Origin of the sequence: Paenibacillus sp. LK1, from assembly GCF_002750415.1 — a bacterium.
Classification (GTDB): Bacteria; Bacillota; Bacilli; order Paenibacillales; family Paenibacillaceae; genus Paenibacillus; species Paenibacillus taichungensis.
On sequence record NZ_PEII01000005.1, the window covers coordinates 160,767 to 177,096 of the forward strand.

Sequence of the window (16,330 nt, forward strand, 5' to 3'; positions counted from 1 at the left end):
AATTTACATGCCCCGCGAGATGTGATCAATAATATAACGATTAAAAACTACCGCAGTCTTCAATGTCAACTATCGTCTCCAGTGTAGCAGTTGGATAAAATAAAAATCCCGCCCTGGACATTTTGTCCAGAACGGGACGTATTTGTTGAATTAATCGTTTGCGTTTTCCTTGGTCACCAGCTTCAATTCAGCCGGAATTGATTTCTCTACCTGCTTGCCGCCCAGCACATCCAGAGCAGCTTGCACCGCCAGCTGGCCAATCAGTACTGGCTGCTGAGCGACTGTTGCTGTCAACTTTCCATCCTTAATGGATTTGATTGCATCATCGTTTCCGTCAAATCCAATCACGGGAATGTCTTTACCAGAACTTTGAATTGCTTCAATCGCGCCAAGCGCCATCTCGTCGTTATGGGCAAATACCGCCTGTACGTCAGGATTACCCTGCAGCAGATTCTCCATTACATTCAAACCTTTGGAGCGATCGAAATCCGCTGACTGCTTCGCAACCACATTCAGTTTTTTGTCGGCAATCTCGTGGAAACCTTTCCCCCGCTCTCTTGTTGCGGAAGCTCCGGGTACACCCTCAAGTTCAATCACTTTTGCTCCCTCGCCTAGCTGTTTCACGAAATATTCCGCCGCCATTTGTCCACCTTTGACGTTATCGGATGCGACCAATGCTGCCACGTCGCCTTTGTCTGCGGAACGGTCCAATGTAATCACTGGAATACCCACGCTATTGGCCGATTGAACAGCCGTAGAGATTGCAGCGGAATCCGCAGGATTAATCAGAAGGGCATCCACGCCCTGTTGAATCAGGTCGTCCACATCATTGGTTTGTTTGGCTGAATCATTTTGAGCATCAACAACAATGACCTGAATTCCTTGTTTTTTGGCTTCTGCAACGACCCCATCTTTGAGGGAAACAAAGAAGGGATTGTTCAACGTGGAAACTGACAGTCCAATTTTTTTCTGTCCATTGCTACCGGCAGAGTCGGGCTTAGCCCAACCCGGAGGCTCCAGAGAGCATCCTGCCAGAACGATCATCATTACGCTTACAAGCAATATGGTTAGTTTTTTCATGTTCGCTTCTCTCCTTAAGCCGTTTTCTTGCGGTCCAACAGGACAGCGATGGCAATAACGACGCCTTTTACAACCATTTGATAAAACGAGTTCACTCCGAGCAGGTTCAAACCATTGTTCAGTACGCCGATAATCAGGACCCCAATCAGTGTGCCGACGATCCGTCCTCTACCACCTGATAGGCTTGTTCCACCCAGAACAACAGCTGCAATGGCGTCCAGTTCATATGAAGTACCTGCTGTTGGCTGCGCGGAATTCAGACGGGAGGTCAGAATCGCACCTGCCAGCGCTGACAGCATACCTACCAGAGAGTAAATCATGATTTTCACGCGATGCACTTTAATACCTGAGATAATGGACGCTTTCTCATTGCCTCCAAGCGCGTACGTTTTACGGCCAAAAGCCGTTTTATGCAAAATCGTCCACAGAATTACGAAAGTAATGAGCATTGTGATTGCTGGAACCGGTATTCCTAGCATATAACCACGACCGAACAGTTGGAACAGCAGGCTATCGCCCAATCCGGTAATCGGATTACCGTTTGTATATACCAGCGTCAATCCCCGGAACACCGTCATCGTTGCCAATGTAGCAATAAACGGAGCCATCTTACCCTTCGTAATCATCAACCCGTTCACCATACCCATGACACCGCCGAGTGCAACCCCAATAATGATCGACAAAATCGGATCCAGGCCAGACAGCATCATATTGGCTACAAAGGCACTAGACAAAGCCAGAATGGAGCCAACTGACAAGTCGATACCACCTGTCAGAATGACAAATGTCATGCCAAAAGCAATCAGCGCGTTAATCGAAACCTGACGCAATAGATTCAAGATGTTAAGCGGTTCCAAAAAGCTTGGATTCAACACCGATACGATGATAATTAAGATGATTAGTCCGAGCAATGGACCTAATTTCTGTGTCACATTTGTCAAACGGAAACCGCTCTTGGCGGATTGGTTTTCCTGCAAATTTGTCATATCATTGTCCCCCTGTAGCCAATGTCATAATGTTTTCCTGTGTTGCCTCTTCTTTTGCCAGTTCACCGCTAATACGTCCCTCATGCACAACCGCAATTCGATCGCTCATGCCGAGTACTTCAGGCAGCTCGGAAGATACCATAATGATGGCAACTCCGCGGTCAGTCAGCTCGTTCATCAACTGATAAATTTCTCGCTTGGCTCCAACGTCCACGCCGCGTGTTGGCTCATCCAGAATGAGTACACTCGGACCAATGCCGACCCATTTGGCAATAACCACCTTCTGCTGGTTGCCCCCTGACAGGTTTCGTGCTGCCGTCTCAGAAGATTGTGTCTTGATTTGCAAACGTTTGATGAGCGTATCGACGAATTCCTGTTCTTTCTGAGTCGAGATGAATCCCTTACTTGAGAAGCTGAACAAATTGGGTAAGGCCATATTCTCACGAATAGAAAAATCGAGCACCAAGCCTTCATCCTTGCGGTCTTCCGTAATAAATCCGATTCCATGTTTAACCGCATCCGCTGGCTTCCGAATATGAGCCTTTTTGCCTCGAATCATGATTTCGCCACCGTCCAAAGGTTCCAAACCGAAGATCGCTCGCATGATCTCTGTCCGTCCAGAGCCCATCAGCCCGGAGAACCCGAGGATCTCACCTGCTCTCACCGTAAAGCTGATATTCTGGAACAATCCTTTGCTGCTTGCGTCCCGTACTTCAAGGACCACTTCTCCATACGAAGGATTTCGTGCCGGATATCGTTCCGTGAGTTCCCGTCCGACCATCTTCCGCACCACTTCATCAAAACTGGTCTCCGGGATCGTCTTGGTGTCTACCGTTTTGCCGTCACGCATGATCGTGATCCGGTCGCAAATGGTGAAAATCTCCTCCATCCGGTGCGAGATATATACGATGGAAACACCATTTTTCTTAAGTGAAGTGATCACGCCGAACAACTTCTGAATCTCCCGCTCCGTAAGCGCCGCCGTGGGCTCATCCATAATGATTACTTTGGCGTCGGTCATTAGTGCTTTGGCAATTTCAATCATTTGCTGCTGACCCACAGAACATTCCCCGGCAGGACGATCCAGCGGAATCTGTACGGAAAGCTTGGCAAATTGCTCAGTGGCAAGCGCTTTCATTTGTCTTGTGTTCAGCAATCCAAAAGACGAAGTTATTTCCTTACCTATGAAGAGATTATCAAGCACTGTCATTTCCGGCCAAACGTTCAACTCTTGGTGGATAAAAGCAAGCCCCATCTTCTCAGCTTCCTTCGGATTGGCAAAATAGGTTTCTTTCCCGTCAATGGAGATGGTTCCTTGATCCCGCCCATGAAGACCGATCAAAATGTTCATTAGCGTGGATTTGCCGGCCCCGTTCTCCCCCATCAGAGCATGAACCTCGCCTTCCTTTAGTTCAAAATCCACCCCTCTTAGCACTTGGTTGGTGCCAAAAGCTTTATATATGTCTTGCATCTGAATATGCATGATACCGTCCCCCTTTTAACCGAAAATGACGCCCGATTGTAAAATGCAATTAGCATACGGCGTAGCTTCGCCCGTACGAATGACCACTTTGGCATTCCGGGTCAACACCTTGAATTGTTCATGACTAATGGAAACGTCAATGGCTTCATCGCCAAATTTCTCGGTAATAAACTGCATAGCTTCTGGATTCCCTGCCTTGATCTCTGTTGCCAAAATCACTTTCTCAATGACCATATCGTCCGCTATAAGCTCCACGACCTCTTGAAAACTTGGTGTCCCCAGTTTCAGGGACAAGTCGATTTTGGGTACCCCTTCTGGAACAGGGAGACCAGCATCCGCGATAACTATTGTGTCCGTATGACCCAGATCAGACAACACCTTGGAGATATGACTGTTCAATATACCCTGCTTCTTCATTTCAGGCTTTCCTCCACTTCATCCCGTGTCGGCATGCCTCCTTGTGCGCCGAATTTGGTCACGGATAGCGATGCAGCCCGGTTGGCAAATCTGATGCTCTCTTGTAGCGGTTTACCTTCCGCAAGGGCGACCGCAAATGCGGCGTTAAAGGTATCACCCGCTCCAGTCGTATCCACTGGTTCCACTTTGTAAGTAGGTACAACGATTTCCTGTTCGCCGTCAAAATATCGAACACCGTTACTGCCCTCCGTAATAAACAACTTGTTAGGATATTTGCGTAGCGCCTCAGCCGGAGTCATGCCCTGAAACAATATCTCGGCCTCATGCTCGTTAGGCGTGATATAAGCAGCTTTGTCAATGACCTCATCCGGTACTTTTCTTGCTGGTGCAGGATTCAACAACAGGGGCGTTCCGCTTTGGGCGCAAATCTCGCTGACACGAACAACGGTTTCTTCTGGAATTTCTTGCTGAATCAATACAATATCGGCACATTGGATCACTTCTATCGCTTCATCAACATAGGCTGGTGTAACTTCGCGATTTGCCGCTTCCACGACTACAATACTATTATCACCTTCAGCCAGCACGATATGAGCCGTACCGCTCTCCAGATGTGTAACCGGTTTCACATTCTGTGTATTTACACCATTTGCTTTAAAATTATTTAAAATGGCTGTACCAAAAGTGTCATCGCCCACCCGGCCGATCATGGAAACATCGGCCCCCAGCCTTGCGGCAGCGACTGCCTGATTTGCTCCTTTGCCGCCTGGAACTGTTTTGAAACTGTCGCCAAGGACGGTTTCACCCGCCCCCGGGCGCCTTGCAGAAGTAACAACCAAATCCATTGAGCTGCTGCCAATTACGCATATTTTAGCCATCTGAATTCACCTTTCTTGTTGTGCCCCGTTCAATGAAACTGACCGGAAGCTGTATGTGTTTGTTTTCGATTGGAGCTTGTTCCACCAGTTTGATAAGCAAGCCGGCAGCTTCTCTTCCCATCTCGTATGCCGGTTGGCGAATGGTCGACAATGCAGGAGATAGCAGGCTGCTCATCGGAATATCGTCGAAGCCGATAATTTGCATATCCTCCGGAACTTTTTTTCCGATGCGCAATGCCTCGTGCAATACCGCCATAGCTGCGATATCATTACTAGCAATGACTCCGTCGCTATCGCCATACTTGCTGAAAAGCTCATTCGCCCATAACCCAACATCGTTAAAGGAAAAGGATGTCGTTTGGATTACACGGTAATCCAGGCTGGCCTGACGTATGCTCTCGATTGCGCCTTCAAAACGATCCTGCGCAGGTTTGATATGTGCTGGTCCCTGCATAACCGTAATTCGGCGGCTTCCACGCTTAATAATCTCCCGTGCAGCCAGACGTCCACCCTCTCTTCCATCCGCAAATACGGAGGGACTGTCCAGAGGTGTTCTGTCAAGAAACACCACGGGAATTTTCAAGTTCTCATATATTGAAGAATGAGGGTAATTCGTTGAAGAGATTACGCCGACAACATTATTCTGGATAAAAGTCTGGATGTAATCCTTTTCCTTCTGTTCATCCTCATCACTATTTCCGAAAATCAGTCTGAAGTCCTGCTCTTGCATCCGGTCCTCTACGCCGCGTGCAAGCTGCGGAAAGTAAGGGTTTGCAATATCGGGTAACAGCAGGCCAATCAATTTGGACTTACGCTTGTATAAAGAGCGGGCCACCTCATTGGGAGAGAAGTTAAGCTGCTTGACCGCTTCCTCCACTTTCTTACGAGTGTCCGCATGAACATAACCTCTTTCATTAATGACCCTTGATACGGTGGCTACTGAAACGTTAGCCAAATTAGCTACATCTTTTATTGTTGTCATGAACGTTCACTCCTATGTGTGTAACCGGTTACAGATATGAAATTATCATATTTTTTTAAGTTTGACAATCCTTTTGTTACTGGAAATTTATCCTAGTCATCTGATAAAGACCTAATAAACGCAGTAACATTATGCCATAGCGTCATCTAGACCAATCCATATATTGAAGCAAAATAGATGACTCTTATCGTTGCAAATCAGGCTATTAGCCAGATTATCGCCTATTTCGAGGGGGACTCCGATTGTCTTAAGGTACTCCGTTACCTCGGGGAGAAGTTGCTGAACTCGAATAAGCAAACGGATTGTAGGGGATTCTCTTTTTAAGGGATCGTGGTTTTCGGAAAACAAAAAAGCCGCTAAATCAGCGACCTTTTAAAGGGGTCATTGTTTTGTCCGTTGCTAGTGCAAGCGATTGATCACTACTCTTTTGATGAAAAGGGAGAGCACAAACCCAACGAGGGAAATGATCATGCCGAATATGAACGCATCCTGTACACCGGCAGTCAAGGAAAGCGGGATAAGTGAAGGGTCATTTGGATTCGTGGCATGACTCATATATTTCGCTTGTCCATTACTCATCACGCTTACCGCAACAGCTGTACCAATCGCACCAAATACCTGCTGCATCGTGTTAATGATTGCCGTTCCGTGCGGATATAGCTGCGGTGGAAGCTGGTTGAGGCCATTCGTTTGGGCAGGCATCATGATCATTGAAACGCCGATCATCATAATAACATGAACCGTGATAATAAAGGCCACCGAGGAAGCAAGTGTAATTCCAGAGAACAACCAGAGTGCCACTGCTATTAAGACAATCCCAGGAAGGACGATCCATTTGGGTCCATGTTTATCGAACAGTCTGCCCATAATTGGAGCCAAAAGTCCGTTCAATGCACTCGCGGGCAGCAGGATCAGACCTGCGCTAAGCGTGGAGAATGCAAGGCCTACTTGCAGGTACATGGGCAGTACGAGCATCGAAGACAATATAACCATCATGCAAAGTGCGACCATGAGCGCCCCGATTGCAAACATCGGGTACTTAAAAGCGCGCAGATCTAGCAATGGATTGGATATTTTTAACTGGCGAATTGCGAAAAGAATAAGAGCAACAAGACCGATTGCAAGAGATATTACGACAGTAGAACTGGTCCATCCCCCATCTCCTTCACCAGCGCTACTAAAACCATAAACGATTCCTCCAAAGCCGAGGGTCGACAGTAGCATGGACAATAAATCAATACGTGGCTTGGTCGTTTCGGAAACGTTTTGCATCGTGAAAATTCCAATGATCAGAGCGATGACAAGAAAAACGAATGAAAGCCAAAAGATATAATGCCAGTTCAATGCTTCAATGAGCAAACCGGCAATTGTCGGCCCGACCGCAGGGGCGAACATGATAACGAGTCCAACCAGTCCCATGGCTGCACCACGCTTTTCGACCGGGAAAATGAGCAGTATCGTATTAAACATAAGTGGTAGTAACAGCGCAGTTCCTACTGCTTGAATAATGCGCGAAACCATTAACACACCGAAGCTTGTAGCAACGGCTCCTATCAAAGCACCGAGACATGAAAATAGAAGTGACGTTATGAACAGCTGTCTTGTTGTAAAACGCTGGATTAGCAGGCCTGATAGCGGAACGAGAATCCCCATGGTCAGCAAATAGCCTGTTGTCAGCCATTGAATGGTGGCCGACCCAATGTTGAAGATCTGCATCAAATCGGTAAGCGCTACGTTTAACGCCGTTTCGCCGAACAGACCGATGAACCCACTCATCAAAAAAGCGAGAACGATGGGAAATACTTTAATGTCTTTCTTGGCTGCTTTAAATTCAGCACCGGATGTGGCTGTAGAAGCTTGCATTATTTACACTCCTTTAGTTCTGTTATGTTGCGCTCAAACAACTAATAATGATTCTCATTATCAATATGCACAGTGTAGCAATTACTACAAAAAATGAAAATACACAAATTCCGAATACAATATGTATAATTATCTAATTCAATTTTGAAAAATGTTCTCATTAACGAAAAGTACGGGGGGATTTAGCACGGAGTATAAAAGTATATTCCCTTTACCTGCTATATCGATTTCTGACATAAATACTTAGAAATAAGCTTTGGGTTGTCCGTGGAAGTCCTGTTTTTTAGCAACGTGATATATGAATAATAATCAAATGTCTACCCAGTTGATCCATGTTAAAATACTTAATGTTCATTATCCACTAAAGAATTCATTAGTTTTGGTGCAACCCCTACATGGTTTTAATTGGACACTTTGAAGACTTATCCTTTAGAGTAGATATTGGAGGTGTACATCATTGAAATTTAACGAGTATGTTATAGGCGAGGCCTATAGAACAGAGTCTATTCAATTGTCAAAGAAGGATATTATTGATTTTGCAAAAATTTATGACCCTCAATATATGCATATAGATGAGGCAAAAGCCAAAGAAGGCCGCTTCGGCAGCCTCATTGCTTCGGGTATGCAGACGATGAGCACGTCTTTCAAGCTATGGGTGGAACTTGGTGTATATGGTGAAGAAGTTGTCGCAGGAACCGGTATGAATAACATAAAGTTTATCAAACCTGTGTTTCCAGATGATGAAATTAGTGTTCTATCAGAAGTGATTGAATTATCTCCAAGAAGGAGTAGTGGTGGAATAGTCACGGTGCGGCTCACTACGTTTAACCAAAATGATGAGAAGGTTTTTCAGGCAGAATTAAGTGCTTTGATTAGTAATTGATTTTTGTACAATTCGTTTCCGTTGTTGACTTTGAAAAAAAAACGATCGCACATCAGGTCTGATGCGCGATCATTGCTGTACACTCTCAATTCGTGTATCAATCATTTACAATATTTCGATATATCCTTCTGTCCCATGTACCCGAATTCGCTGCCCATCTTTTATTCGTTGTGTTGCCTTCTCTACTCCGACAATGGCCGGCAAACCATATTCACGCGCAATCACAGCTCCATGTGTCATCAGTCCACCTACTTCGGTAACTAGGCCTTTTATAGAAACAAATAATGGTGTCCAGCTCGGATCCGTATAGGGAGTCACCAGTATATCTCCATCTTCCAGATCAGCCTCTTCAATATTGAAGATGACACGTGCACGGCCCTCTATCACCCCGGAAGAGACAGGCAGACCAACAATAGCATCGGCTGGCAGATTTTCACGGTTATACTGACCTGTAATGATCTCACCATCAGACGTGAGCACGCGAGGTGGAGTTAGCTTTTCAAAGATTTTATAATCTTCTTTCCGTTGGGTAATGATCATCTCATCCAGTTTATTGGTGCGTACAACTTCACGAAGTTCTTCAAAAGTGAGGAGGTATATATCTTCTTTTTCGGCAATAATACCCGCTTGTGCAAGTCGCTCAGCTTCTTTCAATAAAGCCTGTTTATATACAAAGTAACGATTGATCATGCCGTATTTGGGATATTCCCGATAACCGATGAAGTTGCGAACCAGGTCAATCATTCGTTTCGTTTCCTTGGCTTTTTGATCACCATCCGGCAATAGCTTCAATCGATTCAATATTTCCTGTTCTTTCTTCAACGCTTCCTGTCGTCCCTGCTCAAATTTCCGTTTGCTTGCATTAGGCTCAAAGTTTTTGATGTTACCCAGAATCAATGGCACAAGTGTAATGGGTTTTTCAATCCAACGGGTTCTGGTCAGATCGATTTCTCCGGCACATCGCATGCCGTATTTGTCCAGATAATCATGGATAGCTTCCCTTGTTTCCTGTCCTCCCTCAACCTTAAGCAGTTCATCCATAAAGTCATCCTCTTTCACATGCTGTAAATAAGCAATGACTTCCGGATACGGACGAATCACATCTGCAACATCCAGTAATGCCAGACCCATTTCCGAGGTGATATTGTTCAGTACAGATTGAGAGAGCGTATCTGCTGCATTTTTCTCACCCAACCACTCTTTCATGTTTTCATTGATCCATGCTGAAGCATTCATGGCAGTCATAAATACATTTGAACTTCGTGGGTCAGATAGAAATCTCTTCAATTCTTGCAGATCTTCAAGGATAAAATCAAACAAATTCAATCCAGACTTGTTTTGGATGTTACGTTTTAGCTCTTCTACTGAGGCTTGATTACTCTTAATCAACTCAGAGACGATAGTCGATTCATTTTCAATATGTGCTTGAAAACCATCAGACACGCTCTGTTCATGGTTATTACGTGGAGTTGGTGATGGCTGTTCAATAGGTAACGATTTAATGAAATTTTCGCGCTCGATTACAGTTGTAAGTGCGTCCTTAAGAAGCGGATCGGATTGTCCCATGGTATTTATGAAGTTTTCTCTCATGACAGGCGAAGCCAGCCTAGGCGTAATATCAACAAACAATCTTCCACCAGCTATACGCATGGGTGCCGGAGTCGTTAATAGAAAGAAAGATAAGCCCAGCGGTTTCATGGGATCAGTCATCATTTGTTGATGACCTACAGACAGGTACACATGATTTTCCTGGTCACTCGCTTCAGGGATCGGGTATAACGTTGTGATTGGCCGACTTTGGACTATATAAAACATATCATCCACCAAACACCATTCGATATCTTGCGGGAAACCAAAATGAGTTTCGATCTGTCTTCCTACGCGTGCCAGTTCTAAAATTTGTTGATCGGTAAGTGTTTGCGTCTTTTGCAGCACGGGATCGATCTGATGTGTATACGTTCCACCATCTTCGCTTCCATAAATAGCCAACGTTTTGACGGCTATCCTCTTATCGACAATTTCACCTTCTCGTACTTTATAACAATCAGCAGATACCAAGCCGGACACCAGCGCCTCACCAAGTCCAAAACTTGCGTCGATGGAAAGCAGTTTCCGGTTGCATGTGATCGGATCAGCCGTAAATAAAATTCCTGAAACCTTTGGGAATATCATCTTTTGAATGATAACGGACAAATAAACCTGACCATGGTCAAATCCATTTTGCATACGGTAGATTACCGCGCAATCCGTAAACAGAGAAGCCCAACATTTGCTGATATGGTGCATGATTGATTCTTTCCCAATGATATTTAAGTAGGTGTCTTGTTGACCGGCAAATGAGGCATGTGGTAAATCTTCAGCGGTCGCACTTGAACGTACTGCATACGCATGGGTTTCTCCAAACGTGGAGAGATAATGAGCAACTTCTTTTTCAACATCGGCAGGAATATCTACGTCCATAATGAGTTCCCTGATCTTCCTACTGATTTCATTAATTTGCTCTCGTTCTTCTACTTTCAACAAGGTTAATTGATCCAGCAAAGCATGATATGTTTCATTTTGTTCAACGGCTTTTTGATATCCAACGGTTGTAACGCAAAATCCTTCGGGGACGTGAATTCCTTCCACCTTTGATAACTTCGCTAGATTTAATCCTTTTCCACCAACGAGCGCATGCTGCAATTTTTCCAATTCCTGAAATCCGATAACCAAAGAACTCATTCCGTATCTCCCCTAACCAATAAATTGAGAAAAAAACATTTGACAAAGAGTTTACCGCCATGATAAGATTTAAATATAGGATAAGATATTTATGTCTTCGTAAATCGAAGAAATGTAATCTGATTATATCATTGTGTTTGTTTATATACAATATCGAAGAACCTGGGATGATTGCCCAGGTTCTTTTTTGATTTCAAATACTATTAATTCTATAGAAGCATGGCTCTCCTCAACCAGATTTCTGTCGTGCAGCATGTTATGTATCACAGTTGTAGAAGCCAACAAAAAAGCAACCTGCCCTCAAATGAGGTTGGGCTGCTTTTTTCAGTAATGCATTTTTTTAAAGATGGTTAACAGTTCAACAGGGTAAAAAAATCTCAATTTTCGTACCTTTCCGTACTTTGGATTGTACATGAATTTCTCCGCCGTGTGCTTCCACGATCGTTTTGGCAATGCTCATTCCGAGTCCAGAGCCAGCCGTCGATTCCTCAGTATTTGTTCCCCGATAATAACGATTGAACAAATGCTGCAGCGTTTCCTCGTCCATCCCTTTGCCATTATCGAATACGCGAATACATGCCTTATTGTTCATTCTGCCGATGGAGACGGTGACGTTCACGCCTGGCGGGTTATGCTTCACGACATTGGACAGCAAGTTATCCATTAACCGCAGCAGCCAGGTTTCATCAGCCTGTACCCACAAGGCATGCTCCTCCCCAACATAGTGAAACTGGTATTCAGACAGCGTAGCGTCATTGACATACTTCAGCACGGAGCAGCGCACCAGCTCAACCAAATCGATTTTCCGAATCTCCATAATCGAATCGCCCTGCTTAAGCTGATGGATCATGGAAAAGTCAGAGATCAGCTCAAGCATATAATCCCCTTTTTCCCGGATTGTCGCCCCCATGGAACGCATCTCTTCTTGGCTCCATTGTTCCGGTAAACTCTCCAGCATATATCCATAACCTTGAATTGTGGACAGAGGCGTACGCAGATCATGTGAAATTCCTGACATCCACTCTCTTTGATCTTTCTCCAGCCGCTCGCGCTCCTTCTCGGTTCGGGCCAATTGATCAGCCATTTGATAGAAAGATTCAATGACTTCCTTATAGAGCCTGTAACGGTGTCGCATTGTGCCATTGGAGCGAAATATCTTGCGTTTGTCCTTGTTGGTAAGTACCTGATCGTACTGCCCACGCCCCATACGTTCGAACCAGCCTGCGAACAGAATCAGCGGCTGACCGTAACGGTAGCCATGCCAGACCGATAAGGGTACTGCCAAGAGAAGAGCTAGACCTGCAAACCACATAAGTCCGCGCGTTGCCGTATCCATCGCCGGATGTTTCAAAGGTCCTCCCGCTGGATTGGGTGTATACAGGATCCAGGTCATTCCACTGCGCTGGTCCCGATGGGCGACAATATTCGTATCATAGTTGCTGGGTGATTGCTGGATTGCCAGAATGTCCAGTGGACGGTACCCCTTCTGCAAATACGTTCCAGCACCGATGGCTTGTTCGGTATGACCCGTGGAATTGATTACCTGGAGATAACTGCCGGTTTCACGCAGTCGCTGATCCAGAAAAGAAAGCTTTTCGCTAGATACCATCCCTTGCTGCCCATATTCGTGGAACCAGGCCATGAGCTGATCAAGGTCAGAACTTTGGTAGCCAAGGATATACAGAATCGGCACATTAAAGGCAAAGTTAAGATGAGTTTGAACAGCATACGTCCCAAGTGTCCGTGTCTCCTGAATATCGAGTAGTTGGGCGATAGAGTACGATGGCGACAGCCCATCATACGAATTTGTATTTACTTCGTAAATGACCCCGCCTTCGGCATTTACAACCTGCATCCACATTCCTTTTTCCTCAATAAGCTTATCCCACTTGGGGGAGATTTGAATGGTCCCGTCTTTTGAAGAAGCTTCTTGAGCAATCAGTTGTAAGGCCCCCACCGGAAAGTTCCGGCGCAACTCACTATTGGTCGTGTTTTGAAAGAATATAATGCAAGCAATGAGAGTAATGGCCAGAATGATCAGGGCATAAAAGATCAATTGATACGTGAAGTGAAATGTCATGCGCTGTTGTATCTTCATTGCTCCTGAAACTCCTTTGACAGCTTGTAGCCGAGCCCGCGTACGGTCAGCAGTAGCTTTGGATTTCCTGGATCGATCTCGATCTTCTCTCGTATGCGCCGAATATGTACCATTACTGTCGAGTCATCTCCCTGTCCGTTGATCCCCCACACCTGATCGTAGAGTTGTGTTTTGGAAAATACGACCCCAGGAAACTTGCAGAAATGCAGCAGCAGATGGAAAACCTGCGCAGGACAAGGTACAGGCTGTCCCTCCACGATTAACTGCCCCTCCGCCTCATTCACGGTGAAGCGGCCGAATCGGTAAACCCCTGGTTCAGGGCGTTTCACCTGACTCACAGTTGGAGCTTCAGGCTCCAAACGGCGTATGCGCGCCTGAATTCTTGCAGCTACCTCCAAAGGATTGAAGGGCTTGGTAATATAATCGTCCCCGCCCATAGCGAATCCCCTCAGCACATCGAGATCGGATGCCTTAGCCGTCAGAAACAAAATATGCGGATTTCCATATTCACGGAGCTTGGAACAAAGCTCCAGACCACTCCCGTCCGGGAGCGTGATATCGAGCAGAACGATATCCGGGGAAACCCGCTGTACCAGATCGAGAGCTTCCGCACAGGTGGAAGCATCGTAAAGCTGATGGAACCCTGCCCTGCGAAGCACCATTTGCAGCATGGTGACAATCGAGGGTTCGTCGTCGACAATTGCGATTTTAATATCCGTTTGATTGGTCATCGTTTTCACCCATTTCATAGTAGCATACTGACATTAACAGAACCTAAACGGCTTAGGCAAACTTAAACGATTGTTCAGCAACTCGTTTAGGCTCTGTTTCAATAACGCTGTTAGCATAGGAAATGAGAAACCTGATTGGCGACAAATCTATTTTATTTTAGGAGGAAAACATTTGATTATTACAACAACAGCAATAGTTGAAGGTTCCCCGGTCAGGCAGTATATCGGCGTAGCAACAGGTGAAGTCATCATCGCTGCCAATGTCGGGAGAGACTTTCTCGCTTCATTTAGAGATCTTCTAGGGGGCCGTTCTCGTACCTATGAAAACAAGCTAAGAGAAGCAAGAGACGCTGCCTTTGAAGAAATGACCAAGCAAGCCGCACAGATGGGAGCCAATGCCGTAATCGGTGTGGATCTGAACTACGAAGTTGTTCGTCAAGGTATGCTCATGGTCGCTGTCAGCGGAACGGCAGTTATTATCTAAGCATTCAAACCTAACCAAAATATAAGTCTATTAATTTTTGGTCATCTATTCCATCAGATAAATCAATAAAATATTCTTGCTGCCACTTTTGTGTTTGCGCAGCTGATTTATTTAACTCTTTTCCCAAGAGGGGTAAACTCTAATAGCCATCTTCCCTTTAGTGTCCTCGTTTTTCAAAATTCCTTTTTCGAGTAATTTAGATTTTGGAAAAACAAACTGTCCCTTCATATCTCCATTCATAATTGAGATTATTAGTTTGTCTGGACTTTCGAAAAAGGAGTACGGTTGATTTTGATTGTTTTCATCCTTTTCCCAAAATACAACAAAAAACCCTTTTTTCTTAGGAGTTAATTTGGCGAGTCGACTTCGATATGTATAATTTCCAATATAGATAATCATTCCTTCATATTCTCTATTATGCTTTTCTTCAATGATGTTTGTAATCTCTATATTATCAAAGTTAGCAAGTAAGCTATCTATTAGCTCTTTAGATTTAAACATGCTCTCATCCCCTCAATCATTTTTTTCGACGTTAATTATAGCCTCTAAGTATGTTTATGAAACGGAACTTTCATTTTTTTGTTACAGCTACTCGCAGTTTGTGATATGGTCAGTGAGGTGCGATCAGCCCGTACACATTTACATATCATGCGAGGAGAAGATTGAAAGTGAATGAAATAAAAGCATTGGAGAACCCGAACAAGTTTAGTGATCCTTTATTTGTGACACTAGTTGCAAGTTTATGTTGCTTGTTATGGGGGAGTGCCTACCCGTTTATTAAGCTTGGATATAGTGCTTTTGATATCTTGGCAGAAGATATTCCATCCAAATTTGTATTTGCAGGTTATCGATTTATTTTAGCAGGATTACTGCTTCTATTCTTGTTTCGTGTCATTAGTAAACGGAAATTTGAACTGTCTGGACGACAATTTTCAAGCTTAATATTGCTTGGCATGTTCCAAACGGGTCTGCAGTATATGTTTTTTTATGTGGGTGTAGCCAATACGACAGGTGTCAAAGGTTCGATTATGAATGCGACAACGACCTTTTTCAGTGTGGTTCTAGCACATTTTTTATATAAAAATGATAAACTGAGCAAAAATAAAATAGTCGGCTGTTTGCTAGGATTTATTGGTGTAATTATTGTAAATTTCCACTCCAATCTGCTGGAATTCTCCTTCTCTCTCACAGGTGAAGGTTTCGTTATTATTGCGGCTCTTATTTTTTCCATTACGGCCATCTATGCAAAGCACTTAACAGGCTCCATCGACGTCCTGGTTATTACCGGAGTTAGCTTGTTTGTCGGCGGACTGGCACTCACCATATTGGGACTCCTGCTTGGCGGCCGGGTTACACATTTTACACTTGAATCAACGGGTATCTTGATTTACTTAGTTTTGCTTTCATCAGCCGCATTTTGTTTGTGGAATCTACTTCTGAAATACAACAAAGTGGGAAAAGTATCTGTGTATAACTTCCTTATCCCTGTATTTGGTGCATTGCTATCGGCGTTGTTTTTGGGAGAAACGATTTTGGAATTCAAAAACCTAATTGCATTGCTCTTTGTATCCATCGGTATTTATATGGTCAATAGAGTAATCTCAACAAAATAATATTTTTCTTTCCAAACGAATGGGGACTCCCCACCTAAGATTTGGTACAAGACCGTACTCTCTAAATACAAGAAAAGGTCGCTAATGAGCGACCTTTTTTTGTATTTAAGT

15 protein-coding genes are annotated in these 16,330 nt (G+C 44.5%); 3 read left to right on the forward strand and 12 right to left on the reverse strand.

The annotated features are described in order from the left end of the window. Positions 1–150: 150 nt before the first annotated feature. From rbsB to CS562_RS12970, 7 genes are all read right to left on the reverse strand, one after another. A complete protein-coding gene (rbsB, locus tag CS562_RS12940; RefSeq protein ID WP_099856157.1) occupies positions 151–1,080 on the reverse strand; it encodes a ribose ABC transporter substrate-binding protein RbsB in 930 nt (309 codons plus the stop codon). Positions 1,081–1,094: 14 nt separating this feature from the next. Beyond that, complete coding sequence (locus CS562_RS12945) at positions 1,095–2,066, reverse strand: ABC transporter permease subunit (protein WP_099856159.1); 972 nt, start codon at positions 2,064–2,066, stop codon at positions 1,095–1,097. Position 2,067: 1 nt separating this feature from the next. After that, a complete protein-coding gene (locus CS562_RS12950) occupies positions 2,068–3,549 on the reverse strand; it encodes a sugar ABC transporter ATP-binding protein (RefSeq protein ID WP_099856161.1) in 1,482 nt (493 codons plus the stop codon). A 15-nt stretch (positions 3,550–3,564) separates the two neighbouring features. Further along, on the reverse strand, positions 3,565–3,966 hold the full coding sequence (gene rbsD, locus CS562_RS12955) for a D-ribose pyranase (protein ID WP_099856163.1): 402 nt from the start codon (positions 3,964–3,966) through the stop codon (positions 3,565–3,567). Continuing rightward, entirely contained in the window at positions 3,963–4,844 is an 882-nt protein-coding gene (gene rbsK / locus CS562_RS12960) for a ribokinase (protein ID WP_099856165.1), read from the reverse strand. The genes rbsD and rbsK overlap by 4 nt, the downstream gene beginning before the upstream one ends. Further along, entirely contained in the window at positions 4,837–5,826 is a 990-nt protein-coding gene (locus CS562_RS12965; protein ID WP_099856167.1) for a LacI family DNA-binding transcriptional regulator, read from the reverse strand. The genes rbsK and CS562_RS12965 overlap by 8 nt, the downstream gene beginning before the upstream one ends. A gap of 399 nt (positions 5,827–6,225) precedes the next feature. Then, positions 6,226–7,689: a DHA2 family efflux MFS transporter permease subunit gene (locus CS562_RS12970; RefSeq protein ID WP_099856169.1), complete on the reverse strand. Its 1,464-nt coding sequence runs from the start codon at positions 7,687–7,689 to the stop codon at positions 6,226–6,228. A 457-nt stretch (positions 7,690–8,146) separates the two neighbouring features. On the opposite strand from CS562_RS12970, the gene CS562_RS12975 reads away from it, so the two are divergent. Beyond that, positions 8,147–8,572: a MaoC family dehydratase gene (locus CS562_RS12975; protein ID WP_099856171.1), complete on the forward strand. Its 426-nt coding sequence runs from the start codon at positions 8,147–8,149 to the stop codon at positions 8,570–8,572. A gap of 105 nt (positions 8,573–8,677) precedes the next feature. Here CS562_RS12975 and ppsA read toward each other — a convergent pair whose 3' ends face one another. The 3 genes from ppsA to CS562_RS12990 form a co-directional block, all read right to left on the reverse strand. Continuing rightward, entirely contained in the window at positions 8,678–11,293 is a 2,616-nt protein-coding gene (ppsA, locus tag CS562_RS12980) for a phosphoenolpyruvate synthase (protein WP_099856173.1), read from the reverse strand. A gap of 358 nt (positions 11,294–11,651) precedes the next feature. Then, positions 11,652–13,391, reverse strand: a complete 1,740-nt coding sequence (locus CS562_RS12985) for a HAMP domain-containing sensor histidine kinase (RefSeq protein ID WP_099856175.1) — start codon at positions 13,389–13,391, stop codon at positions 11,652–11,654. Continuing rightward, positions 13,388–14,122 (reverse strand): response regulator transcription factor, encoded by a 735-nt coding sequence (locus tag CS562_RS12990; RefSeq protein WP_099856176.1) that lies wholly within the window; start codon positions 14,120–14,122, stop codon positions 13,388–13,390. The genes CS562_RS12985 and CS562_RS12990 overlap by 4 nt, the downstream gene beginning before the upstream one ends. Positions 14,123–14,294: 172 nt before the next feature. On the opposite strand from CS562_RS12990, the gene CS562_RS12995 reads away from it, so the two are divergent. Beyond that, positions 14,295–14,606, forward strand: coding sequence for a YbjQ family protein (locus tag CS562_RS12995; RefSeq protein WP_099856178.1), 312 nt, complete (start codon positions 14,295–14,297; stop codon positions 14,604–14,606). Positions 14,607–14,616: 10 nt separating this feature from the next. Here CS562_RS12995 and CS562_RS33425 read toward each other — a convergent pair whose 3' ends face one another. Next, positions 14,617–14,733, reverse strand: a complete 117-nt coding sequence (locus tag CS562_RS33425; protein ID WP_257219472.1) for a MepB family protein — start codon at positions 14,731–14,733, stop codon at positions 14,617–14,619. Then, positions 14,718–15,107, reverse strand: a complete 390-nt coding sequence (locus CS562_RS13000) for a MepB family protein (protein WP_257219473.1) — start codon at positions 15,105–15,107, stop codon at positions 14,718–14,720. Before CS562_RS13000 ends, CS562_RS33425 begins: the two co-directional genes overlap by 16 nt. Positions 15,108–15,274: 167 nt before the next feature. On the opposite strand from CS562_RS13000, the gene CS562_RS13005 reads away from it, so the two are divergent. After that, positions 15,275–16,219: a DMT family transporter gene (locus tag CS562_RS13005; RefSeq protein WP_218642255.1), complete on the forward strand. Its 945-nt coding sequence runs from the start codon at positions 15,275–15,277 to the stop codon at positions 16,217–16,219. Positions 16,220–16,330 lie beyond the last annotated feature (111 nt).